Raw genomic sequence first — 22,877 nt, forward strand, 5'->3', positions numbered from 1 at the left:
GCAGCCAGCCGCACCGGCTGATCACGCCCGGAGGCCACCTCCCAGCGATGGGGGGTGGCCTCCGGGCGTCGTGAGGCCGCCGGCAGGGTTCGCCGTGACGGTCATGCCGCCGGGGTGGTGCGGTGTCGGGGTCGACGCCCAGGGCTGTACACCAGCGTTTGCCGAGGGCGAGCATGGCGTCGGTGACCTTGTGCGCGTCGCGCCAGATCCGGGTCAGGGTGTCCGGGCGTGACGCACGCCAGCAGCCGGGGAGCCCTCCTCGCGGCCGGATGCTCCGGGAAGATGCGCCCCGGCACCAGCAACCGGGCTTCCGTATCGCCACCTATCCGGACATCGCGATAGTCACTCGTCGTCGGGGCCGACCCAGAACAGACCGCGCTCCGTCAGATCGGGGGCATACTCCAGCACGATGTACCAGCCAGGGCGGTCGTCGGGCGGCCGGACGCCGCGCGACGCGGCGTAGGCAGTCAGCTCGTGCGTGTCGAGGTCGTGCACCCGCTCGTTCAGCGCGGCCAGGGTTGCGGGGTCGGCCCACACTTGGCGGTCGTCAGCGTCGATCATCGGTCAGCCCCTCCCCGGTCCCTTTGAAGTCCCACAGACGCACGGACCCGTTGCCGTACACCTGGTAGACGGTCACCCGGTAACCTACCGGCAGCGTCGCCTTGAGGTTCTCGGTGCAGCCGTCCTCGCCCTGACAGGGACGCATGTTCATGTAGAGAACCGCCGAGCGCACGCCGTGCCGGCGCATGTACGCGGTCGCGTTCGACTCCACGTGGTGAACGAAACGCATCGACCGGCGCGGCTCGGCAAGATCTTCCGCCGCACCGGTGTCACCCGGTCCGACGAGAGGCGTCAGCGGTCGCCCGTCCACGTCGTACAAACGCCCTGCGGCCACATCCCGCCCGACGTACCGACGGATCTCTTCGACTGCTGAACGGTTCGGTGGTATTCGAGCCGGTGCTGTCACGGGTGCCGGGACGACCCTCTGTCCGCCACCCGAAGTCAGTCTCCCGAGCTACCGGTCCTTCTCGCCTCGCCGATCGCCGCCTCGATCTGCTCCCTGACAGCGTCGACGTGCTGACCAACCCCGGCCAGGACCTGAAGGATCGCATCCAGCCTGGCCAGCAGAGGCCCAGGATCGCCACCGTGCAGGACCGCCGCGGCAATCTGCTTGGCCTGGTCGACCTGCCCAATACAACCACCGACCCCAGCATGGATCCCGTTGAGCTTCTCCATCGCTGGGCGGAGCATCGCGACGGTTTCCTGCGGGGTCGACTGCCGCGGGACGGCAGCCAAGACCGTTCCCCGCACCGGTCAGCACCGCCGTACCCCCGTCAGCGGTCACCTCACTCAGAACCCCGACCGCGTCACGGGTCTGGAAACAGTCGGCCAACCGCGGCACGATCCCTACCCGATGCCGCGACAAAGGCCCTTCCGGGGCCTGCCCCGCCATCACCGTCCATGCGGCCTCACGGCGGGTACCGGTGGCGGCTGCGCGGCGAGTCTTGGCGGCTGCCTCCGCGTAATCGCAGGCCCGCTCCTGCTCATTCAGCGAGCCCCCTAACGCCTTGATTATCGCGACAGTCGTGCCCTCGCTGGGAATGCTCTTACCGCTGAGGATCTCGCTGAGATGGCTACGCGAGATCCCGGCCCTCTTGGCAACCTTCAGCCAGGCCGGCTTTCTAGCCCGGAACCGCAACTCGGCGACCAGGTCCAGCAGTTGCTGCTGCTGGTCGCCGCCTGGCAAAGTCGCGTTCACCGCATCACCTCGAGTCGCACCCCTGCAGGGTATCGACCCGCCTCATCCGCTGTTCGGTCTGTTCGGTCCCGCCAGCCACAGTGGAGCCCGATCGGGGCAGGTTGTTGCCCAGCCTGATGTTCGGCGTTCGCCTCCGGCTCACCGAACACCCCTCCCGGGCTCTACTGAGACAGCAACCAGACCACAGATGCCCCGGGAGAGACGCGATGCCCCGCAAACCCTTCACCACCCGTACCGCACTGATCACCGCCACCGCCATGACCACCGGCGCCACAGCCGGCACCATCGCCGACACCATCACCGCCCACCTCGGCTACACCGGCCCCGAAGTCGGCCCCGCCACCACCGCCATCATCGCCATCTGGATCCTCGACAAGCTCAACACCCTCATCGACGACCGGTAACCCAGAACACCCCAACAGCGGCCACCGCAAGAGCCTGCCGCACCCACAATGGATGCGGCAGGCTCGCCATCCGCTGACAGGGAGACGGGCTTCCGGCTCCGAGAAGAGGTCACGGCCTACATCGCCCCTGGTCAGCACCACTTCCCGCTACCAGAGCTACCGGCGTGCCGCCCGCACCTTGGCCGACACCGCTTCCGGCATCGCACATCTCCACAACATCATCCTCGCCGGCCGAACATCGACCCGTTACCTGGCCGGGCTTTCACGGAGTTACGAGACGTCTTAGCTGCACACGAAAGCGTCGTACTCGAACCAGGCGGCGTGAGTGGCCTCAACAGCCTCATAAAGGCCGCCAGTGGCGCCAGCATGGGCCGCTGTCTCGGTGTCGACGATGGCAGTCTTAAGGGCCTGCATTTCCTTGCCCGTGTAGGGCTGAACTATCGCCTTGAAGATGGCCGCATCCTGCTCAAGCTGGTCTAGATCGCCCTCAGTAAGAACGTCGGCCGCCAGTGCGCTTTTCGGCAGAACCGTACTGGATGTCCACAGGGCGTAGCCGGCTCCGACGGTCTTGCACTCGGCATCAATGCGTTCGTTCCGGTCGGGCTCGGGGATGTTGGCGAAGCAGCCGCTGACGGTGAGGGTTGCCGCCAGGACGAGCACGGGTCGCATCCGGTGGTTGGCCATCGACGCACCGTACCGGCGCCCGCAGGCGATGTCGGTCCCCTAACCAGGCGCCCATGATGTCCGGTACCCGACAAGACGGCAGCTACCTCCAGAGGGACGCACCGCCTCGGCAATCTCGCCTCGACCGTCTTCTTTTCATGAGCGGCACCTATACCCTCCCCGAGGTCGCCGAGAAGACCGATCTGTCCCTGCGTTCGATTGAGCACGGCTGCCGGGAGGGCCGCATTGAGCACCTGTCGAAGGGTGACGGCACCATCCGAGTGCACCGCCGGATGACGCAGATGCAGATCGACAAGCTACTCGCCGAGCGGACCAAGCCGGCGGTTAACCCCATGCCGGAGCTAGCTGACGAACTCAAAGCGGCACGCCGGCAAATGCGCACGGCGTCCGTTTCTCCGAGGGTCCACCGGCCGACGAGCCCGACGGCCGGCACGACCTGGATGGTGCTGCCCAGCTATTCATCCAGGGCCGGTTCACAGTGCCGATCGGGGCTGTTCTCCCTTCCGGCCGGAAGGCAGCCGACGTACACGAGACGGCCGAGAAGGGATCCCACCGCGGCAAGATCGTCCTGAGCGTCGACGACGTACCGAGGGCTGATCCCTCAGCCCTCGGTCAATTCCCGCGTTGGTGGGACCGTCGCGCGACGCCAGCCGGCAGGTTCGGGGGGCTTGGGTCCCTGGTGTCACCGCAGGCGGCGGATGTCGCCGTATGCGCGGTAGAAGCCGCCCCGGCCGGCCTCGCGGACGTCGGTGACCAGGTAGCGCGCCCCGGGCTCGCGGATGCCCTTGGGGAACTGCACCGACCAGTCCCGGTGGTAGCCGGTGCTGAGCACGTGCACCCGCAGCCGGCCGCCCTCCTCCACACACTCCACCATCACGCCGTTGCTGGCGTCGGCGACCACCTCGACCTGGGTCACCGCAGCCGGCTCCGGCATCCGGGTGGGGGCCTTGACGTCGACCACGTCGGGCACGTTGCCCTCCTCGGCCGCCCGGATCGCCGGCTCGCTGGCGTCGATGCAGGCGAGCTGGCCACTGGTGGTCACCACGTAGAGCCGCTGGTCGTGGTACTGCATCGAGTACGCCGAGCCGCAGCCGGTGCCGAGCTTCCACAGCCGGGTGCCGTCGGCGGCGAAGCAGTAGATCGAGGACTGGCTGTCGCCGGCGAAGACGTACCGGCCGTCCTCGGCGGTGGCGCAGGAGAAGACCGGCGCGTCGGCGCGGTACGTCTGGGCGGCGCGGCCGTTCTTGCCGATCCGGACCACCTCGCGGGTCGCGGTGCCGGCGAAGACGGCGTCGCGCTCCTGCCAGCCGAACAGCACCGAGCCGGTACGGATGTGCCACTGCTCCTGTCCGGTGCGCCAGTCGTACCGGCTGACGCCGGTGGAGTCGCCGTGGTAGACGGCGTCGGTGTCGCAGCGGACCATCCAGGCCGATTTGCCGCGCCCACCCCGGCGCCAGAGGAACTCGTCCTCGTGGTCGATGGCGGCGATGCCGCCGTCGGCGTCGGAGACCCCGAGTACGCCGTCGTGGATGTCCAGCCAGTAGATGTCGATGTCGGGGGCGATGGCGTACGCCACCCGGGGGATCTTGCCGGAGAGGTCGTAGACGTTGCCGTCATCGCAGCCGGCGTAGATCCAGGCGTCGTCGGCGACGATGCACTTGACCCCGTCGGGGAGTCGGACCTGGTCCAGAACTCGGGCGTCGTGGTCAAGCGTGGTGATCACACCGCGCTCGTTGCCCACCATGCAGGTGCGGCCGTCGATGAAGATGCCGAACGCGGGGGCACCGGAGTTGTACCGCCAGAGCACCGGGGCGGTGCGGGCGGTCGAGCGGGTGCTGACGATCTGCCGCCGGGAGACGGACCGCTTCTGGCGCACGCCGCGCACCGCCGGGGCGTACCCCTTGCGGACCTTCTCGCCGATCTTCTTCGCGGCGGCGGCCCGCGCCCGCGCATTGTCGGGGTAGCCGGTGGTCTTCACCTGGCCCTGGTCGCCGATCCGGCCGTAGCTCACGGTCAGGGTGGTGTCGTCGACCACCACCTCGTAGAACTTGTGCGCTCCACCGTCCGATTCGGACAGTTCGAGGTAGGTCGTCTCCTGCGACATGCGGGTCCTCCGAGGGGGTCGGCGCCGGCCCTGACCGGGTGGCGTGCCCACGCTAACCGCTCCCACCGACAAGATCCGCACCTCGGCCTTGCGTCTGAGGCGCGGGTCGAGCGGCAGGTCCCCACCGGACCTTGGTGCGACCTGTGCTACCCCGCCGGCCGCACCGGGGACCAGCCGATGTCAGAGCGGGATGACGCGGCTGCGGCGGTCGGCGGTGGCTTGGTCGAGGCCGGTGGAGTCCAGCTCCAGCAGCTGCACGACCGGGTCCAGGTTCACGCCGGCCGTGAAGAGGGATGCTGATGGTCCCGTTGACCGGTGACCCCTGTGTCGTGGCGCTCCACTGGCCTCGTACGACGTTGCTGTCGGGGCCGGTCGCGACGATCTGTGCCTGTAGGGCCTTCTGAGTGCCGGTCGTGCCGATCGCCGCGCTGAACGAGCCGGTCGACGGATCCTCGGTGACCGACAGTTTGACGCCGTTGGCCACGTTGACCACGGCCGCGATGGTCAGGCCACGGACCGCGAACGACAGCTCGGCGGATCTATCCGCGTCGTCGAGCCCGGTCACGCGGTAGCCGACCCGCTCGCGAGCCCCTGCGAATCGCCGCGAACAGTTCGACCTTCGACATCTTCGACATCGGCGGCATCCGCGGCATCGGCGGACCTCCGTCCCCGACCAGCCGATACTCCCAGCGCACCGGTGGCGCCGAAACTCGCTTACATCGACTCACCCGATCGAGGCCGCTGTCCGGTGGCGCTCATACCCAGTAACAAACCCAAGGTCAAGGCATGCCAACAATCCAAAGCGTGAGAGTACGCGTGTCGATCAAGAAGCACGAACGATCGTGAAAGGCATTCGCGCGGGAACGCGCGACGCGCTGGCGGCTGCTTCGTATGCTGCGCCCCAGGAAGTCACATGACGAACGCTGAACTGATCGATCGACTGATCGAGGAGACTGCCCAAGCACCTGACTGGCGTGGCGGCCTTGCCCGTCCAGGGCACCTCCCCCTGTTCAACAGCTTGGGACCCGTCATGTACTTGACCCCGGCGGGCGATGTCGTCATGAATGACGAGGAGGACGGCCCGTTGCGGCTGGCCGATCAAGCCGAGCACGACTTCGCGCTGGCCAGAGCCGCTGAGCAGTATCCGGAACTTGCTTACCTGAAGCCTTTGCGGCCGCAACTCGCAGCCACCTGCGACCGATGCTGCGGCCGGGGCAAGGTGACGCTCTCGCAGGGGATGATCCTGCCCTGGCGCGATGGACAGGAACCCGAGTGGGCCTTGTACTGCCCGGGGTGCAACAGCCTCGGATGGACCGTGACCGGCTGACCTCTGCGCCCGCCCCGCTGCCCGGCAGTAGCGTCTGGCCGGCCTGGTCGACCTTCCGCGTGCAAGGGTCACCGCGACTGGCGCCGAAACTCATTGACACCGACTCCGACCGGAAGTCGGTGGCGCTGAAAGCAACTGACATCCGGCGCCCGAACGCGTCAACAAACTCAACCCGCCGTACTCGCAAACCAAGCCGCCGTGCCGGAACCCGCCTCCAGCCCGGCGGCCGTTTGCCGGCAACGGTAGCCCGCCCCGGCCGCCCTGACTGATCGGCGGCTCAGCCGAGTGAGCAGGGCGTCCCGTTGAGGGTGAACGAGGACGGGCTGTCGGTGCCACCGGTGTGGGTGGCCACGAACCCGATGGCGATCGCGCCGCCCGGCCCGATGATGACGTGGTCGTCGAGGCCACGGGCCGTGACCCTGCCGCTGGACGGCGAGTACACCGCGTTCCAGCCGCTGGTGATGCGTTGTCCGGCGGGCAGCGGGAATTTCAGCACCCAGGAGGTGATCGGGGTTCCGCTGGTGTTGGTGATGGTGATGCTGCTCGTCAGGTAGGTGTCCCAGGTGTAGACCGAGTAGCGGACGCTGCAGGCGGCCCCGGTCGGCGACGGGCTGGTCGGTACAGCGGTGCTGGCCGGCAGAGCCGTGCTGGCCGGCACGGTGGTCGGCGCGCTGGCGCCGTGCAGGGCGGCGGCCAGCGTTACAGCCGCCGCGGCGACACCGAGAAGGCTGCTCTTCAGTCTCATGGTGGCTGCGATTCCTCCGGAGATCGGCGTACGGCAGCGCGGCGGAACGAGGGGCGCCAGTCGCCGCTGATTGTCCGGTTCGCCTCGCAGGCACCAACACTAATCGATCATCTTCGATTGTCAAGCCTGCGGCCCCGACCTCCTACGCGACGCGAGCGGGCAGCCGGCGCTATGCGACTTCGACGCCTCTGGGCGTACATCCGTACCGTCGAACCCATCGCCGATACGTTCGTCACCCACAACCTGGACAGATGCGAAAGGAACCCGCCGCAGACTCCAGCATTGGACACCACACATAATCCACCATCGACCAGTCGCGATCGCCGAAACCGTGTCAGAGTCCGATCTCACTGGCCATTGACATCAGTGAGCCCAGCGACTCGACCACCGTGTACCCGGCATCCGCGGCATCTACAGCCACGTCACCCCGGCCATGCGGCAACACATCACCCACACCATCCAACGCCGCCGCAAACCACCCAACTCGCACTCGCCCACACCACACGCTACATAACCGCCCACCCAATAACAGAAAACCCCGGTACGGCTCCACGCAGCCACATCCGCGGACGGCACTCTCGACGGCCAGCGGGACCGATGCGCCCGATGTCCGTTACGACCCACCCCGCGTAGCCGGTCAAGCCCGGCCGGCGGAATGCCGGCCAGGCCCCGGTCGTTACACACCCTGGCGGACCGAGCAGGACAACGAACCTCCCGGTCCCGGACCACGTCGACGGAATGACGGCCGGCCCCGGTCGTTACACATCCGCGACGCACCCAGCACCACCGCCCCGTGAGCTCAGCCTCCGGGCAGGTCGGTTGGAATGAACGACCACCCCCGGTCGTTACACATCCCCGACCCACCCGAGCACCAACGGGTGACCCCACAGCCTTTCCCACCGCACCTTTCGCGGACCCGTACGCCGACCTCCCCCAGTCGGCGTCATCCCCCCACGAACGGAGCACCCCCATGAACACGATCCTGCGTAAGACGATTCTCGGCATCACCGGCCTGACCTTCGCCACCGGCGTCATCGCCGGCCCCGTCACCGCCGCCAGCGCCGCGACGCCGCAGACCCGCCCCGCCGCCGTCACCACCACCGCGGTGCAGGGCGAGCAGTCCCAGATCACCCTGGGCGCCGAACAGACCGACAACGTCAAGGCCATCATCGCCGCGACGAAGAAGAACGGCATGGACGAACGCGCCGCGGTCATCGCGATCGCGACCAGCCTGCAGGAGTCGAAGCTGGAGAACCTGGGACACCTGGGTGAGCGCAACGACCACGACTCGCAGGGCCTGTTCCAGCAGCGACCGTCGTCCGGCTGGGGCACCGTCGAGCAGATCACCGACCCCGAGTACGCCACCACCGCGTTCCTCAACGGCCTCAAGCAGGTTGACGGCTGGCACGACATGCCACTGACCGAGGCCGCGCAGACCGTCCAGGTCTCCGCCTTCCCCGACCACTACGCGCAGTGGGAAACCCAGGCCACCGACCTGGTTGCCGAACACTGGACCAGCTGACACACCAAACACCCCGCTGGCCGGGACCCCGTTACGGGGTCCCGGCCAGCGGCACATCCAGACACGCGCCAGTGCCGACGCGGCCGGACTGGTCGACTGGGATGTCAGCATCGACTCGACGGTCACCCGCGCTCGACCGTAGGAGCAGAAGGAGCCGCCCGGCGGCGTCGAGGACGAACCCGCCGACCACGCCCTCGGTCGTTCTCGTGGCGGGTTGACCACCAAGCTGCATCTGGGCTGCGAACCGGGCCAGAAGCCGCTCGCGGTGGTGGTGACCGGTGGGCAACGCGGCGACAGCCCGCAGTTCACTCGGGCCCTCGCGCGCATCCGAGTGCCGCGCCGAGGGGGCGGGCGTCCCCGCCCCCTCCCTCACCGGGTCGTGGCCGACAAGGCATGCAGCTCGACCGCCAACCGGGAGCATCTGCGAAGACGTGGAATCAGAGCCACGATCCCTATCAAGGGCGATCAGGCCGCCATCCGGCGTAGGAGGGGCTCGAAGGGCAGTCGACCGCACTTCGAGCCCGAGATCTACAAGCAGCGCCACGTCGTGGAGTGCGGCATCAAGCGGCTCAAGCGTCACCGAGGCCTGGCCACCCGCTATGACAGGCTCGCCGTCCGCTACCAGGCAACCATCCACGTCGCCGCGATCAACGAGTGGCTCTGAACCGCTCATGAAGCGCGCCCTCGCTTTGCCGCAGGCGCGTAAGCCGGTCTAAACCGGATGACATGGCGTCTACGGTGCCCATAATGGTGGGGGTGCAGCATATCCAGTATCCGAAGATTGGCACGATTAGCGCCCGCGATGTCGCCGGTCCCTGGATTGCGGCCGAGAAGATCCACGGTGCGCAGCTGGTCGTGGCAACGGACGGCCGCACCACGCGGGTCGGCAAGCGTAAGGCATGGCTACGTGACGAGGACCCCTTCTTCGGTTGGCAGCTGCTACGCGACCGGCTGGTGGCGGCGGCCCACGCCGCGCTGCCCGGGCCGGGCGCGGCAGTGCGCCTTTACGGCGAGTTGTACGGGGGCGCCTACCCGCACCCCGATGTGCCACCGGCACCCGGGGTTACCGCCGTGCAGACCGGTATCTGGTACAGCCCGGACCTGCGGTTCGCGCTGTTCGACGTACTCGTGCAGAATGCCGACGACGAGGAGGGTGCGTACCTGCCGTTCGCGCAGGTACGCGAGGTGGCGGTGGTCGCGGGACTCGACGTCGTGCCACTGCTCGGGCGAGGCCGACGCCAGGATCTCGACGCGGTACCGACGAGATTCGTCACCACAATCCCGGACTCGCTCGGGCTGCCGCCCCTATCGGGGAACTTGGCAGAAGGTGTCGTGCTGCGCGCTGATCGGGCGCTGCCGCCCGGAAAGCGTTCCATCGTCAAGCACAAGATCGCCGAGTTCGACGAGCAACGCTTCGACGATAGTCAACCCTTCGACGCCGGCGCCCCGCTCACGTTGACAGACCTGCTTGCCATCGCCGGGCGGATGGCAAACCCGATACGCCTTGCCTCCGCCCGTTCCAAGGTGGGCGTGAACCAGGCCGCCATCGTCGACGAAGCCGTGCTGGATGTGCTGATCGACCTCACCAACGCCTTCCCGACGGCGATGGCACGACTGGACCACGCGGCGGACAGCGCCCTACAGGAGCACGTACGACACGCCATCCGGGTTGCGGCGATCGACGGGCACGCCGGCAGTGCCGAGAACGCGCACTACAGGTAGCAGCGGGCAAGCTACTCCTGGTCTGACAGAGCCGGTTACCTACCCAGGTTGCTGCAGGCCAGCGGCCGGCGTGGATGAGGTTTTCGGCACCCGCAGGGCTTCGATCGTGTCGGGTCAGACGGTCTCGCAGGACGAGGCGAGGGTGGCCGCGCGCGGGTGTGGGTAGGCGCCCGCTTGGTCGTCGCGCATCCAGTGCGCGTGGAGTGCGCTGTCCGATGGAAAAGTGTGGACGGCCGAACGTACGGTGGAGCCCAGACAATCGCTGCGCAACTGACGTATAGACTACCAACTCGCCCCCGTCATCGGGTTACGGTGCACTCGGTGACAGCGCCCACGTTTGAGGTGCTTGTGCGTTTCGACCTCCTTGGCCCGATCCGCGTGTACCGCGATGGCCAGCCAGTTCCGCTGGGCTCGGTGAAGCAACGTCTCCTCTTGGCCACCCTGCTGCTGCGTCCGAACGAGATCGTCGGCACCAACGAGTTGGCCGCAATGCTGTGGGGCGACGATCAGCCGGCGTCGGCCGCGGCGAACCTGCGCACCTACGTACGCGGCCTGCGGCAGTCGCTGGGCGGCGGGACGTCCTGGGAGGGGATAACCGCTGCCGCCGGCGGCTACCTGCTGCGGGTGGAACCAGGCGAACGGGATCTGGACCTGTTCGACGCCGCGGCGGCGCGGGGCCGCGACGCTCTCGCCGCCTCGGATGCAACCCGGGCCGAGGCCGAACTCTCCGCTGCGCTGGGACTGTGGCGTGGGGACCCGCTGTCCGACCTGCCGCTGCCTGCGGCGCTGGCCCGGCGGGTGGGGCAGTTGGAGGAGCGCCGGCTGCTCGCCGAGGAGGACTACACCGGGGCGCTGTTGGCGCTCGGCGCGACGGCCGACGTGATTCACCGGCTGCGTGCCCTGCTCGACCGGCACCCGCTGCGGCAGCGGGCGTGGGGGCAGCTGATGGTGGGCCTCTACCGCATCGGTGACGCGGCCGGCGCGCTGGATACCTTCCGGCAGGCTCGGCAGGTGCTGGCGGAGGAGACCGGCCTCGATCCCGCGCCGGAGCTCACCAAGTTGTACGACGACATCCTGCATCACCGCCCGGGGCTGGCAGCGTGCCCGCCACCGCGGCCGGCACCGGACGCGCCACCGGGGCCGCTCATCCAGCGCCCCGAACAGCTGCCGCGTGCGGTGCCGGAGTTCGTCGGCCGCGGAGTCGAGCTGGCCAGCCTCGACGCTCTCCTGGACAGCCGGGCGCAGGGGCCTACGACAGTGGTCATCTCTGTGGTGTCCGGCATGGCCGGGGTCGGCAAGACCGCCCTGGCGCTGCACTGGGCGCACCGGGTGGCCGACCGCTTCCCCGACGGCCAGCTCTACGTGAACCTTCGTGGGTACGACGAAGCCGGGGTGGTGTCGCCGCCCGACGCCCTGTCCGGCTTCCTCGAGGCGCTCGGCGTACCCCAGGCCCGGATACCCTCCGACCTGGAGGCCCGGACGGGTCTCTACCGCAGCCTGCTGGCCTCCCGCCGGATGCTCGTGGTGCTCGACAACGCTCGCGACTCCGCCCAGGTTCGCGCCCTGCTGCCCGGTGCCGGCGGCTGCATGGTCGTGGTCACCAGCCGCGACCGGCTCGGCGGCCTGATCGCCGCCGAGTCCGCAGCGCCGTTGACGCTCAGTGTGCTCACCGCCGAGGAGTCGACGAGCCTGCTCGCCAGCCGGCTCGGCGCCGGCCGCCTCGCCTCCGAGCCGGCCGCGGTGGCCGACATCGTCGAGGCGACCGGCCGGCTCCCGCTGGCGCTGTCGATAGTGGCGGCACGCGTCGCCACCCATCCCGCGTTTCCGCTCGGCGCCATCGCCGCCGAACTGCACTCGGCTGAGGCGAGGCTGGACGCGTTGGCCGACGGCGACGTACGGCGCGTCTTCTCCTGGTCGTACCTGGCCCTGGGGCAGGACGCGGCCCGACTGTTCGCCCTGCTGGGGCTCCATCCGGGCCCGGACCTGACCCCCGCCGCGGCCGCGGCGCTCGCCGGCGTGTCGGCCGCGGACGTTACGCCGCGACTGCGGGAGTTGACCCGGCTCCATCTGCTGGCCGAGCACGCGCCCGGCCGGTACGCCTTCCACGATCTTCTGCGGGTCTATGCGGCCGAGCTCGCGGAGTCGCCGGATCGCGCCGACGAGCACGAGGCGGCCCGGGCACGCCTCTACGACCACTACCTGCACGATGCCTATCCGGCGGCCCTGCTGCTCCAGCCGCAGTGGCCCCCGATCGAGCCGGTGCCACCGCTGCCCGTACCCGGCAGGCGGCCGGTGACCGGTCACGACGGCGCGCTCGCCTGGTTCACCGTGGAGCACCGGGTGCTGATGCGGGTGGTCCAGCAGGCCGCTGAGAACGGCTTCGAAGCGTACGCCTGGCAGATCGCCTGGGCGCTGAACACCTTCCTGGCACCGCGCGGCCTGTGGCAGGACCAGCTCGCCACCCAACTGGTCGCGCTGGCCGCGGCAGAAAAGATCGACGACCTCGCCGGGCAGGCCGCCGCCAACCGGCTGCTCGCCCGCGCACTGACCCGACTCGGCGACCACGACACCGCCGAGCACCGGCTGAAGCGCGCACTTGAGCTGCACGAACGCCTCGGCGATCCCACTGGCCAGGCCCAGACGCTGCACAACTACTGCGAACTCTGCTACCTGGACGGCCGGCTCGACGAGGCGCTCACACACGGTCGCGAGGCGCTGCGGCTGTACCGGCTGGTCGGCAACCGTTCGGGGGAAGCCCGGACGCTCAACGCGATCGGTTGGCTGCTGGCCGCCACCGGCGACTATGTCCAGGCCATCGAGAGCTGCACCGAAGCACTCGCCCAGCAACGACGCAGCGACGACCGCAACGGCCAGGCCGCCACGCTGGACAGCCTCGGTTTCGCCTACGACCGCCTCGGTGATCGCGACCGCGCGGCCGACTGCTACGAGCAGGCGATCCAGCTCTTTCGTGATTCCGTCGACCGGTATCACGAGGCGGAAACCCTCATCCGGCTCGGGGACACCCGGGACGGGATGGGCGACCGGGCTGCTGCCTCCGCCGCCTGGCGTCAGGCCGTGCGCATTTACGAGGACGTGGGCGACCCGGCGGCCGAGGAGACACGTCGCCGTCTCGAACGCTACGAGTCAGAAGGTTAGGGTTCGACACCTTCGGACGCTGCGGGTGCCGGAGACCTTGTCCATCCGGTACCCGGCACCGTTCGACGGGGACCTCACCGGCTGCGGAGTCGTTGGGCGACCGGACCGCCCATTCGTGGACGCGTTCCGGGAGAACCGATGTACGAGGCGCTGGCGCGCGTCGCCCCGCTGCGCCCACCCGTCGACATTTCCTTCTGAGGTGGGCGCATTGTGGGTTGCGAACGATTCCGCGCCACTGGTCGACCTCGACCGGCGGGCTGCCGTCTTCGTGCGGCTCGGGGCGCCATCGTGAGCATGAGAATCAGCCCGGTTCTACGATCTCAAGGCCGGTGAAGAACTCGGCGATCCGCTCGGGGGTTCGCAGTTTCAGGTTCGGCTGGGCATCGGTGTTCCACGCCCGGACCGCTTCGGCGGTGACCTCGCCGTTGACCGCCGTGGTCGTGTTGGCCACGGCCACATAGCTTCCGGACGGCACTGCGGCCGGTAGCCGGTCGATGACAATTCTCGGAGTGCTGGCCCTTTCGAGCAGTACCAACCTAGGCCAAGCACGCACGCTAGGTGAAGCTATCCGGCACGCGCTGCTATATGGCACGGCTTGAGGCTCCGCATGTACGCCACTTGTACCGAAGTTGTATGTGGATCGCCATACCCTTCTGCCGTACGGACACACCTAAGCGCAACGGCATCCGTGTCGTGTCCGCTTCACCGGCCTTCGCTGGCACTCAAATGAGGGCGCGGGCCATCGGGCCTCGACCGGACATCGCGCGACGGATTCAGCAACGCCGCCAACCGATCCAGGAGCCCCGGTGCATACGGTCCTTGTCACCCGAGCGAAAACGGTTCTCAGGGTGTATACGGCAGGAACACCGCAGCGTCGCCAGGAATCGGCGCCCGCATGCTTTTCGGACTTCCTCGCTCGCACCTCCTCCGGACCGGCGGAACTATCCGACGGCCCGGTCACGCCCCTGCGGACCTGCCGAAGAACCAAACGTGCCGGCATCGGGTCCATCCCCGCCCGGATGGCGGAGCTGGCTCTGCTCCGAGCAGGTCGCCAACTGCCGCCGGCTCACTACGCTGCTGCCCTTCGTGGTCTTCGACAGAGCCCCCGGGCAGCCACATGACGTTGCGCTTCACGGTGCTTGGTCCGGTCGGCGCAGCTGTGGATTGCGAGCCGGTCGGCGTGGCACGGCCGCGCCGCCGAGCGGTGCTCGCCTACCTGCTGCTGAACGCCAACCGTGTGGTGTCGGTCGACCAGCTGACCACGGCGATCTGGGAAAGCACGCCGCCGGCCACGGCACGGGCACAGATTCAGTCCGAGATCTCGGCGCTGCGCTGGACATTGCGGCGAGCCGACGACGCGACGGTGCCGCTACTCACCAAGCCCGGCGGCTACGTGCTGGACCTCGCCCCGGACGAACTCGACCTGGCGACCTACACCAGGCTCGCCGAGTTGGCACGAGTCGAGGGCAACCGCCGCCGGCTTCCCAACGCCCGCAAGCTCATGCGCGATGCGCTGACGCTGTGGAAAGGCCCGGCACTGACCGGTGCGGTCGCCGCGTTCGTTGCCCCGACCCGTGAAGGGCTGGAGGAGACCCGGCTGGCTGACCTGGAATGGTTGATCGACATCGAGCTCCAGCTCGGTTCGCACCGCGACCTGATCCCGGAGTTGACCCAGTACGTCGCCGAGTATCCGTTGCGGGAACTGCTACGCGCCCAACTGGTGATGGCGCTGTACCGAAGCGACCGGCAGCCGGAGGCGCTCAGTGTGGCCCGGCAAGGCCGCCAGCTGTTGGTAGACGAGCACGGGCTCGACCCGGGTCCGCTCCTGCGCGAGTTGGAGCAGGCCGTTCTCCGGCAGGATCCGAGCCTCGCCGTCACCGTCAATGAGCTGCCGCCCCTGCGTTTCGCCGACCAGCCACGGCCAGCCCAGCTGCCGCCCGCGTCGCCGCTCTTCGTGGGGCGCCAGGCCGACCTGGCGGACCTGGTCAGGCGCCTGGGTAGCGACCCGGGCCGGCCTGCGAACGCCGGTCCGCGCGTCGCGCTGCTGCACGGCACGCCCGGAGTCGGCAAGTCCGCCCTGGCGCTCCAGGTCGCTCATGCCGTCGCCGCCGCCTATCCAGATGGTCAGTTGTACGCCGACCTCGCGGGCAGCGGGCAGCCGCGGAACCCGGACCAGGTGCTCGAAGAGCTCCTACGCGCGCTGGGCGTCGCCGACATGGCGATTCCGGCCGAGCTGGCGGCGCGGGCCGCGCTCCTGCGCAGCCTCTTGACGGACCGGCGCTGCCTGCTGCTGCTCGATGACGCCCGCGCGGTCGACCAGGTGCTGCCGCTGCTGCCGGCCGGAGCCGGCTGCACGGTGCTGGTCACCACCCGCTGGCAGCTCTCCCTTCCCGGGGCGCACCGGCACCTGGTGGCGCCGATGTCGCACGCGCAGGGACTCGAGACCCTCGCCGCTCATCTCGGCCCCGATCGACTGTCGGCGGAGCCGGTCGCAGTCCGCGAGCTGTCGGTGCTCTGCGACGGCCTGCCGCTGGCCCTGTGGTTCGCCGCCTGCCGGATGTACCGGGGCCGGTGGGCCGCCGACCTGGTTGCGCTGCTGCGGGACCCGCAGCACCGGCTCGACGAGCTGAGTACCGACGCCGGGTCGATGCGAGACAACCTCGCACCGTCGTTTCGGGCGCTCAGTGAGGCGGCGAGCCTGACGCTACGTCGGATCGCCGTACTTCCGACTGTCACCGTCCCCGACTGGGCGCCCACGATCTGCGCCGGGCTGGCACCCCGCGAGGCTATGCAGGCACTGGACGAGCTGGTCGGCTCCCACCTGCTGACGCCGGTGCCGCGCCAGACCGTGGGCCCGCACCGCTACCTGCTCCCCAACTTGGTCCGGTCCTACGCGCTCACCGCTGCGGCGGACGAATCGCCCCTCACCGCCGTATCCGCCGACCAGGTGCTGGCGCGCGCGGTCGACGGCTGGAGCGTCCTGGCGCAGGAGGCCGTCCACCGGCTGGCGCCGTCCCGCCGACGGCGGATGGACGATCGGCATCCGCGGCCGGGTCGCTCTGCTCGGCCGCTGTTCTCGCCGGCGGAGCTGGACCGGCTGCTCGCCACGCCGCGGGACTGGCTGCACGAAGAGCAGGAGAATCTGGCGACGGTGGTGGCGGTAGCCGGCGAGCAGCGCTGGACCACGCCAGCTTCGGTGATCGCCGATGCCATGGGCCGGGCCGCCGTTCACGTTCACTTCGCCGACGAGCCGAGCACGGCCCGGTACGCCCGGACGCTGTCCGCGGTGGTGCGAGACAGTAGGCCTGGTAGTGGCCGGTGAGCGCCGCGCAGCGCCGTAGCCACGGCGGTCAGCCAGGCCCTGACCTCGGCTGAGGTCATCGTGACCTGGTAGCCGTCGCCCCACTGCGGCGGTTCGAGGCATACTCCCCCGCCACGGACCGCCTGCGGCAGCCCGCCGACCCGGGTGGCCACCACCGGTACGCCGTGGATCACGGCTTCGCGGGCGACCATCCCGAAGCTCTCCTGCCACAGGCTCGGTACGAGCAGCAGGTCGGTTTCGGCGTAGAGCGCGCAGATGTCGGCGCGATACTCGACGATCTCCACCCCGGGCAGGTCCGCAGGGTCGATGCCGAGCCGGGCGAGGTGGGCCGCGGTCCATCGCCCCTCGACGAACCGGAACCGGAACGGCAGCTTCGCCGCACTGGCTGCCGCCACGAGGTGCATCACCACCCCGAGCCCCTTGGCCGGCTCCGGGTTGATGAATGTCAGCCGGTAGGGCCCGCTACGGGGCGGCTCGCGGGGCGTATCCGATGGGCAGTCGCAGCCGCGCAGGCACGGCTCGATGGCCCGAGCCTGGCGGCCGGTCTGCGATCCGAACAGCCGCCGTGCGAATTCGGACGGGACCACCACCTCGTCAATGAGCCGCAGTGTCTCCGGCACCGGCTGGAGGTCCGCGGCGGGATGCTCCAGCACGGTCGGAACATCTGCCGCCGCCAGCCGCCGCACCAGCTCGGTCTCCTCGCCCAGGTGCCCCCAGAGCAGGGCGGCGTCGGGCCGGTCCCGGGCCAGCAGGGTGTCCAGCTGGTCGGCGAGCGAGCGCAGTCCGGCCTCGTGGCCGGCGCTGGGCCTGCCGGGGTCCATCGGGCCATCCAGGACAGTCACCCGCTCGCCGGTGGCTCGTAGCGCTTCGGTGAGCTGGCGCAGGTGGACCGCCTCGCCGGACTGTCCGGCGTGGATCCGATGGACGCTGGTGATCAGAACATGACTCATCGGTCGCCCCGGACCGCGCCGGACCGGTAGGCCGGGACGGCGAACTCGTCGCGGAGCCGGGCGACGGCGGCCACCCGACGCCGCAGCAACGCGACGCTGTCCGGGTCGTCCTTGCGGTAGACGATCGGTGCCAGCCAGACCAACGCCCGGGCATCGAGCGGGCGCAGTGTCCATGGGATGTCCGCCAGCACCGGGTCCGTCCGCACTGCCCGTGCGAAGGCTGCGACAAGCGAAGGGACGAACGGCAACGCCGCTGTTTGCCATTCCAGCCCTTCCGGAAGTTGACCGACCGCCTCCGGATGGTTCCGATCGCCGCCGAGGATGCTCAGGTCGTCGTGGCTGCCGGCGAATCGTGCGGCCAGCCGCTGCCCGTGTTGGCGGGCCAGCCGCTGCACGTCGACGACCTTGGCGCGCAGCATCGCGGCCGAACTGGCGGCGATGTACAGGTTGAGGACGAGCCCGTCGTAGCTGACGGTGATGCCTTGAGCACGGCGGCGGGCTGGCGAGATGAGGATGGTGGAGGTTACCAACTCGCCCAGGAGCAGGTCCCGCCAGCAACGCAACAGTTCCTCGGTCAGCTCGGCACCGGCGAGCAGCACCGGCTCGGCCGTCTGCACGGTCGCCACCGGCAGCACGTGCGTCAACTCCACCACGACAGGTCCGTACCCGGCTGTTTGAAACAGTGACCCTTGCAGGTGCGGGCCGGGTGGATACGGCAGTGCCCGCCGAACCCGGTCGTCGGCGGCGTCGTCCCAGCCCATACGGGTGAGTTGGCCGTCGCGGTGCAGGACGAGGAAGTCTCGGCAGTGGCGTTCCCGCTCGCCGAGGCCGGCGAGCAGGCCTCGCTCCAGGGCGTTGCCGAGCACCGAGGTGTGCGGGCCGGAGCCCGGCGGGGGCAGATAGTAACGGGCATCGGCTGCCTGCAACGCTTCGTCGAGCTGCGCGAAGGTCACCCCGGGTTGCACCGTGGCGAGGCCGAGTTCAACATCGAGATCCAACCGGTCCAACCGGGCCAGGCGGACGATCAGTCCTGGCTCGCGGACCCGGGAGTCGTCGTACCCCCAGTTGCGGCCGCGGGCGTCTACCCGCCAGTCCACTCCGTTGTTGTGCAGAATCCGGACCAGCGTGGTGAGCTGTGCCAACGATTCTGGCTCCACCACCCAGTCCGGAAAGAGTCCGTCGGGGACGGTCGATCCGGCGGGTCGGGTGACCCCGGCACCTGTGTTCGCCAGCCGATCGAGCAGCTCGGTCGAGATCATATCCGCTCCATGGCTGCGTGTAGCCGGTCCTGGGCAACACCGTATTCGTTCTGAAGCGTCCGGGTGACTGACACGTAGGCGGCGAGCAGGTGCTCGGCCGGCGCCCCTCGTTTGAGGTTCCACAGATGGCCGAAGCGGGGCGGTTCGCTCAGCCAGCGCAGCGTCCGCGGGCACCAGAGCGCGTCGAACAGGTTGACCACCTGCTGCCCGGCGACGGTGGTCAGGTGGGTGGCGAGCACCTGCTCGGCGACGGTCATGTGCAGGTGGATGTCGCGGCCGGGGGTGGTCGGGTTGCCGGCCAGGAAGCTGAGCCCGGCGTGGCTGATCCGGCGTGCCAGGTGCGCGTCGGCTGCCCGGAACAGCGAGGTGTTGCCGACCACCGGCGGCGAGTCGGGCAGATCCACCTGGGCGGGATTGCGCAGTTCCCGCAGCCGGGAGTAGAAGTCGGCGTCGCCGTGCTCCAGATGCGCGAAGACCGATCCGGTAGCCGGTAGACGCAGCCGGCTGTGCAGGTAGGCATCGGTGTCCACCAGCGTCGCGTCAGGATACCGGTCCAGAGCGAGCAGCTTCGGCAGGGCGAAACAGGCGACGCGGTCGTAGCGTTGGTCGAGATCCCGGTCGTCCAACGTCTCGATCTGGTCGTAGCAGCTGAGCCAGCCGAGTCGGTCGAGCCACTCCATCGTCGGCGGGTCGGCGTAGAGCGTGATCGGCCCGGCGTATCGCTGCCACGAGCGGATGCTCAGCAGCCAGGTCACCCGGGACAACTGCTGGTAAGCCCGGGGCAGGCGGCTGGGCAGCTGCCAGTAGGCGTGGACACCACGTACTCCCTCAGGCACCGACGACCGCCGCGGCCGCCGTCGATTCGAGCCGGGATACGCCGGTATCGTCGCGCACGATCCGAACATGCCGGCTGTCAAGGTGCTCACCGACCGGGCGATGACTGACCACGATGAGCGTCTCCACCCGCCGCCGCGTCTCGGCGAGCAGCCGCAGTTCCAGGTCTCGGTCCAGGGAGTTGGTCGCCTCGTCGAGGATCAACAGCGACGGTCGGCGCAGCAGCGCCCGGGCCAACGCGAACCGCTGTACTTCTCCCGCGCTGAAGGTCGAGCCGTTGATCCGCAGTCGGGTGCGCAGCCCGAGCCGCAGGGGGCGCATCACCTCGGTCAGCTCCATCACGGCGAGCAGGTCGTGGATCTCCTGGTCGGTCACGTCGGTCGCCCCGCTGGACAGGCTCTCGCGGATCGTCGTGTGCAGGAAGTCGGACCGGGGCGGGACGTAGCACACCAGCGGGCGGAGCCGATCCGGGTCCCAGTCGGCGATCGGCACTCCGTAGATGGTCGCCTGCCCCGCGGGCACCGGGTCCAAGCCGCTGATGATCTGGGCCATGGTGGACTTACCGACCCCGCTCGGACCGCTGACGGTCACCGTCTCGCCCCGCTCGACCCGCAGGTCCAGCCGCAGGTCGAAATGCTCCCTCGGGCGGTGCACCCGGACCCCCTCCAGCATCACCGCCGGCGCGTCCGCTACCGGCTCGGTGCGGGCTCCCCGCTCCATCACCGGCAACGTGAACAGACTTGTCACGTAGCGCAGTTGCCGCTCCAGCGTGGCGGCGGCGGTGAGGCTCTGAGCGATCGTGGTGACCGAGAACAGCACCGTACCCCCGAGGGTGAGGAACCCGAACAGCTCTCCGGTGCTGACCAGACCTGCCGACAGGAGCACCGAGCCGACCACGAGAATCACGTACAGGCCGGCGAACCGCAGGGCGTTGCTCGGCCCGTACACCAGAGCCAGCCGGTACTCCAGCCCGCGGATCGACCGCTGCAGCCGGTCCAGCCGCTGGGAGTGCTCAACCTGAAGGTGTGAGATCGCCCCGAGCCCCCGGTAGGTGGTCAACCCCTGAGAGATGCTGATCAACAGGTCCTGGAGTTCAGCGTCGCGTTGCAGTTGCTCCTCGGTACGGCGGTTGATCGGAATCCGTCCGAGGATCGTTAGGACGATGTGCAGCGCGGCCACGCCGGCCACCACGCCGGTCAGCGGCAGCGACATCGTCGCCATGAACACCAGCAGGATCACCACGGCGACCATGTCGGTGAACAGCGACAGCGCCAGACCGGTGCCTGCCTCCCGAACGGCGCGGGCGCTCTGCACCCGGTGCAGCACATCGCCGGAGGTCAGCTCGGTGCGTGCCGACGTACGGGTCAACCGGTCGACCAGTTCATGCAGCATGGCCCGGTCGAACGACAGCCCCAGAGAGGTGATCTGCCGATGTCGGAGCCAGAACAGCAGGCTGGCCGCGACGCTGAACGCCACCAACGCGGTGACCAGGGTACCCGTGGCGACCGTGCCGGCGACGGTTACCTCGTTCAGGTAGGGCAGCAGGATCATGTTGAGCAGGGTCAGGCCGGTGTAGAGCAGCAGGCTCATCGCGAGGACCGGCACAACCTGCCGGAACTTGATCTGCCCGGAGCGCAGCATCGGCCAGAGCCAGGCGGCCCGGGTCGCGGCACGCGGACGCCGAGGCGCGCCCGCCGCCGGAGCCGGCGTGGCTGGCGACAGCACCCATCCACTGGCCTTCTCGTGATACGCGGCCTCGGTCAGCCACACGTACCCGACCGAGGGGTCGAAAACCCGTACGCGCCGCCCTCGCCATCGCTCAACGGTCACGAAGTGATCGACGCGCAGGTGAATAATGGTGCCCGGAGTCAGTTCGGCGAACGGGAAGTCCCGCCGGCCGCGGTAACGCACGCCGACCACGGCGGCACAGGTGTCCCGCAGGTCCTTAAGCGACAACGCGCCCCGGGTTGCCAGCGCATCTCGCAACTGCGGCTCGGAAAACTGGTGTCCCTGCAGGCGCAAGCTGGCGACGAGTGCCGACACGCCGCAGTCGTTGTCTTCAGTCTGAAGGCTGATCGTCATCGGATGCTCCCATTGCTCTGCCGCCGGCCACGGCGGCCGATCCGTCGCCCAGACTCACGCAGACCCCCCACCATGGCCGCGACGTCGTCTCGGTCTCCGCCAGCGCCAACGCCATCCCGAGCGTCCCCTCGAGCACCGATAGCAGGAACGGCGTGTCGAAGACGGCAGCCACCGCCTGGTCACCGGTCTGGTCCAGGTGGCGGGCCAGCCGGGCCGCCAGCCGGGTCCGGCGGTCCGGGCCGACCAGATCCCGCCACCCGGGAGCGAGCTTGGTGACCAGGCTCAGCCCGGCCAGTCCGTGGCAGACCGTGACGTCGGCGTCGACGTCGCCCAGCAGGTCATCCAGCCGATCGAGGGCCGGGCCGGTGACCGCCGCATCGACGACTCCCGCCAGAACCACCGGGTCGACCTCCGGCCCCAGCGCCGTCAGCATCCCCGGCTGGCCATAGCACATGGTGACGCCGCCGGTTCCCAACCAGCCGCTGTCGAGCACGTCGGGGGTCAGCCGCTCCAGATGCAGGACCAGCGCGTCGACCGCCGCGGTCATCAGCCGGTCCTGGCCGTAGCGGCGGTCCAGCATCCGCAGCAGCAGGATGCCTCCGCTGCGGCCATGGTAGAGACCGGGCGAATCCTGCTCCATGATGGAGCGCGCGATCTCGGTGATGGGCTGTGCCATCCTGGCGCGAGCCGGCTCGTCAGCGAGATCCCACAGGGTCATCCCGACCCCCGCGGCGCCATTGATCAGATCGACGTCACCGGCCTCGACGTAGTACCGGTAAGAGGCATCGAGCACTTCGACCGCCTCCGCCCGGGTCCGGGCCAGTGTCTCGGCGTGGCCGGGGCCAGGCGACAGGCACTCCCCCACCAGCCGGTGGCGCAGCCAGCCGACCCGAAAGTCGGGCACCTGCCCGCCCCGCACGGCCAGTTCGGTCAGGGACGCCGCCAGGGCCTGCTGACCCAGCCGGGACGCGAGCAGGGCAAGGGCTGCCACCGCCTGCGGGCTCGCG

At 69.3% G+C, this 22,877-nt stretch carries 19 protein-coding genes and 2 pseudogenes; 8 read left to right on the forward strand and 13 right to left on the reverse strand.

Annotated features, from left to right (window positions below; genetic code table 11):
* Nucleotides 1-342: 342 nt before the first annotated feature.
* The 4 genes and pseudogenes from AB0M79_RS27565 to AB0M79_RS27580 all read right to left on the reverse strand — a co-directional run.
* Entirely contained in the window at nt 343-561 is a 219-nt protein-coding gene (locus tag AB0M79_RS27565; protein ID WP_364218812.1) for a hypothetical protein, read from the reverse strand.
* Entirely contained in the window at nt 548-871 is a 324-nt protein-coding gene (locus AB0M79_RS27570; protein ID WP_364219007.1) for a DddA-like double-stranded DNA deaminase toxin, read from the reverse strand. The genes AB0M79_RS27565 and AB0M79_RS27570 overlap by 14 nt, the downstream gene beginning before the upstream one ends.
* 131 nt (nt 872-1,002) lie before the next feature.
* A complete protein-coding gene (locus tag AB0M79_RS27575) occupies nt 1,003-1,311 on the reverse strand; it encodes a DUF6244 family protein (RefSeq protein ID WP_364218814.1) in 309 nt (102 codons plus the stop codon).
* Between the two features lie 244 nt (nt 1,312-1,555).
* Nucleotides 1,556-1,759: pseudogene (locus AB0M79_RS27580) on the reverse strand (helix-turn-helix transcriptional regulator); the annotation flags it as partial.
* Between the two features lie 206 nt (nt 1,760-1,965).
* Between AB0M79_RS27580 and AB0M79_RS27585 the strand changes: the two are divergent.
* The gene (locus tag AB0M79_RS27585; protein WP_364218816.1) at nt 1,966-2,163 is read left to right on the forward strand and encodes a hypothetical protein; all 198 of its coding nucleotides are present in this window, start codon (nt 1,966-1,968) and stop codon (nt 2,161-2,163) included.
* A 282-nt stretch (nt 2,164-2,445) separates the two neighbouring features.
* Here the strand turns inward: AB0M79_RS27585 and AB0M79_RS27590 are convergent, their stop codons facing one another.
* Entirely contained in the window at nt 2,446-2,847 is a 402-nt protein-coding gene (locus AB0M79_RS27590; protein WP_364218818.1) for a hypothetical protein, read from the reverse strand.
* A gap of 137 nt (nt 2,848-2,984) precedes the next feature.
* On the opposite strand from AB0M79_RS27590, the gene AB0M79_RS27595 reads away from it, so the two are divergent.
* Nucleotides 2,985-3,419 (forward strand): hypothetical protein, encoded by a 435-nt coding sequence (locus AB0M79_RS27595; protein ID WP_364218820.1) that lies wholly within the window; start codon nt 2,985-2,987, stop codon nt 3,417-3,419.
* Nucleotides 3,420-3,529: 110 nt separating this feature from the next.
* On the opposite strand, the gene AB0M79_RS27600 is transcribed toward AB0M79_RS27595, so the two are convergent.
* Entirely contained in the window at nt 3,530-4,951 is a 1,422-nt protein-coding gene (locus tag AB0M79_RS27600; RefSeq protein ID WP_364218822.1) for a WGR domain-containing protein, read from the reverse strand.
* A 913-nt stretch (nt 4,952-5,864) separates the two neighbouring features.
* On the opposite strand from AB0M79_RS27600, the gene AB0M79_RS27605 reads away from it, so the two are divergent.
* A complete protein-coding gene (locus AB0M79_RS27605; protein WP_364218824.1) occupies nt 5,865-6,278 on the forward strand; it encodes a hypothetical protein in 414 nt (137 codons plus the stop codon).
* A 277-nt stretch (nt 6,279-6,555) separates the two neighbouring features.
* On the opposite strand, the gene AB0M79_RS27610 is transcribed toward AB0M79_RS27605, so the two are convergent.
* Nucleotides 6,556-7,023: a cellulose binding domain-containing protein gene (locus AB0M79_RS27610; RefSeq protein WP_364218826.1), complete on the reverse strand. Its 468-nt coding sequence runs from the start codon at nt 7,021-7,023 to the stop codon at nt 6,556-6,558.
* 970 nt (nt 7,024-7,993) lie between these two features.
* On the opposite strand from AB0M79_RS27610, the gene AB0M79_RS27615 reads away from it, so the two are divergent.
* The 4 genes and pseudogenes from AB0M79_RS27615 (at nt 7,994) to AB0M79_RS27630 (ending at nt 13,423) form a co-directional block, all read left to right on the forward strand.
* Nucleotides 7,994-8,545, forward strand: coding sequence for a hypothetical protein (locus tag AB0M79_RS27615; RefSeq protein WP_364218828.1), 552 nt, complete (start codon nt 7,994-7,996; stop codon nt 8,543-8,545).
* A gap of 61 nt (nt 8,546-8,606) precedes the next feature.
* Nucleotides 8,607-9,209: pseudogene (locus AB0M79_RS27620) on the forward strand (IS5 family transposase); the annotation flags it as partial.
* A gap of 83 nt (nt 9,210-9,292) precedes the next feature.
* Nucleotides 9,293-10,267 carry an RNA ligase family protein gene (locus AB0M79_RS27625; protein WP_364218830.1) on the forward strand — a complete coding sequence of 325 codons (975 nt, stop codon included), beginning with the start codon at nt 9,293-9,295 and terminating at the stop codon, nt 10,265-10,267.
* 414 nt (nt 10,268-10,681) lie between these two features.
* Nucleotides 10,682-13,423 (forward strand): BTAD domain-containing putative transcriptional regulator, encoded by a 2,742-nt coding sequence (locus AB0M79_RS27630; RefSeq protein ID WP_364218832.1) that lies wholly within the window; start codon nt 10,682-10,684, stop codon nt 13,421-13,423.
* 301 nt (nt 13,424-13,724) lie between these two features.
* Here the strand turns inward: AB0M79_RS27630 and AB0M79_RS27635 are convergent, their stop codons facing one another.
* Nucleotides 13,725-14,093, reverse strand: a complete 369-nt coding sequence (locus AB0M79_RS27635; RefSeq protein ID WP_364218834.1) for an SAM-dependent methyltransferase — start codon at nt 14,091-14,093, stop codon at nt 13,725-13,727.
* A gap of 510 nt (nt 14,094-14,603) precedes the next feature.
* On the opposite strand from AB0M79_RS27635, the gene AB0M79_RS27640 reads away from it, so the two are divergent.
* Nucleotides 14,604-16,745 carry a BTAD domain-containing putative transcriptional regulator gene (locus tag AB0M79_RS27640; protein ID WP_364218836.1) on the forward strand — a complete coding sequence of 714 codons (2,142 nt, stop codon included), beginning with the start codon at nt 14,604-14,606 and terminating at the stop codon, nt 16,743-16,745.
* On the opposite strand, the gene AB0M79_RS27645 is transcribed toward AB0M79_RS27640, so the two are convergent.
* Genes AB0M79_RS27645 through AB0M79_RS27665 form a run of 5 tightly spaced genes read right to left on the reverse strand, consistent with a single transcriptional unit; the run spans nt 16,658 to nt 22,789 of the window.
* Complete coding sequence (locus AB0M79_RS27645; RefSeq protein WP_364218838.1) at nt 16,658-17,695, reverse strand: glycosyltransferase; 1,038 nt, start codon at nt 17,693-17,695, stop codon at nt 16,658-16,660. The two genes, AB0M79_RS27640 and AB0M79_RS27645, sit on opposite strands and share 88 nt — an antisense overlap.
* Nucleotides 17,692-18,954 carry an FAD-binding protein gene (locus AB0M79_RS27650; protein WP_364218840.1) on the reverse strand — a complete coding sequence of 421 codons (1,263 nt, stop codon included), beginning with the start codon at nt 18,952-18,954 and terminating at the stop codon, nt 17,692-17,694. The genes AB0M79_RS27645 and AB0M79_RS27650 overlap by 4 nt, the downstream gene beginning before the upstream one ends.
* On the reverse strand, nt 18,951-19,790 hold the full coding sequence (locus AB0M79_RS27655; protein ID WP_364218842.1) for a hypothetical protein: 840 nt from the start codon (nt 19,788-19,790) through the stop codon (nt 18,951-18,953). Before AB0M79_RS27655 ends, AB0M79_RS27650 begins: the two co-directional genes overlap by 4 nt.
* The gene (locus AB0M79_RS27660) at nt 19,783-21,870 is read right to left on the reverse strand and encodes an ATP-binding cassette domain-containing protein (protein ID WP_364218844.1); all 2,088 of its coding nucleotides are present in this window, start codon (nt 21,868-21,870) and stop codon (nt 19,783-19,785) included. Before AB0M79_RS27660 ends, AB0M79_RS27655 begins: the two co-directional genes overlap by 8 nt.
* Nucleotides 21,848-22,789 carry a hypothetical protein gene (locus AB0M79_RS27665; protein WP_364218846.1) on the reverse strand — a complete coding sequence of 314 codons (942 nt, stop codon included), beginning with the start codon at nt 22,787-22,789 and terminating at the stop codon, nt 21,848-21,850. Before AB0M79_RS27665 ends, AB0M79_RS27660 begins: the two co-directional genes overlap by 23 nt.
* Between the last annotated feature and the right edge of the window lie 88 nt (nt 22,790-22,877).

This window comes from Polymorphospora sp. NPDC051019 (assembly GCF_040683055.1).
Lineage (GTDB): Bacteria > Actinomycetota > Actinomycetes > Mycobacteriales > Micromonosporaceae > Polymorphospora > Polymorphospora lycopeni.

Coding starts and splice junctions, on each gene's coding strand:
- AB0M79_RS27565 (WP_364218812.1), bottom strand. CDS start 561: ATGATCGACGCTGACGACCGCCAAGTGTGGGCCGACCCCGCAACCCTG.
- AB0M79_RS27585 (WP_364218816.1), top strand. CDS start 1,966: ATGCCCCGCAAACCCTTCACCACCCGTACCGCACTGATCACCGCCACC.
- AB0M79_RS27590 (WP_364218818.1), bottom strand. CDS start 2,847: ATGGCCAACCACCGGATGCGACCCGTGCTCGTCCTGGCGGCAACCCTC.
- AB0M79_RS27595 (WP_364218820.1), top strand. CDS start 2,985: ATGAGCGGCACCTATACCCTCCCCGAGGTCGCCGAGAAGACCGATCTG.
- AB0M79_RS27600 (WP_364218822.1), bottom strand. CDS start 4,951: ATGTCGCAGGAGACGACCTACCTCGAACTGTCCGAATCGGACGGTGGA.
- AB0M79_RS27605 (WP_364218824.1), top strand. CDS start 5,865: ATGACGAACGCTGAACTGATCGATCGACTGATCGAGGAGACTGCCCAA.
- AB0M79_RS27610 (WP_364218826.1), bottom strand. CDS start 7,023: ATGAGACTGAAGAGCAGCCTTCTCGGTGTCGCCGCGGCGGCTGTAACG.
- AB0M79_RS27615 (WP_364218828.1), top strand. CDS start 7,994: ATGAACACGATCCTGCGTAAGACGATTCTCGGCATCACCGGCCTGACC.
- AB0M79_RS27625 (WP_364218830.1), top strand. CDS start 9,293: ATGGTGGGGGTGCAGCATATCCAGTATCCGAAGATTGGCACGATTAGC.
- AB0M79_RS27645 (WP_364218838.1), bottom strand. CDS start 17,695: ATGAGTCATGTTCTGATCACCAGCGTCCATCGGATCCACGCCGGACAG.
- AB0M79_RS27650 (WP_364218840.1), bottom strand. CDS start 18,954: ATGATCTCGACCGAGCTGCTCGATCGGCTGGCGAACACAGGTGCCGGG.
- AB0M79_RS27660 (WP_364218844.1), bottom strand. CDS start 21,870: ATGACGATCAGCCTTCAGACTGAAGACAACGACTGCGGCGTGTCGGCA.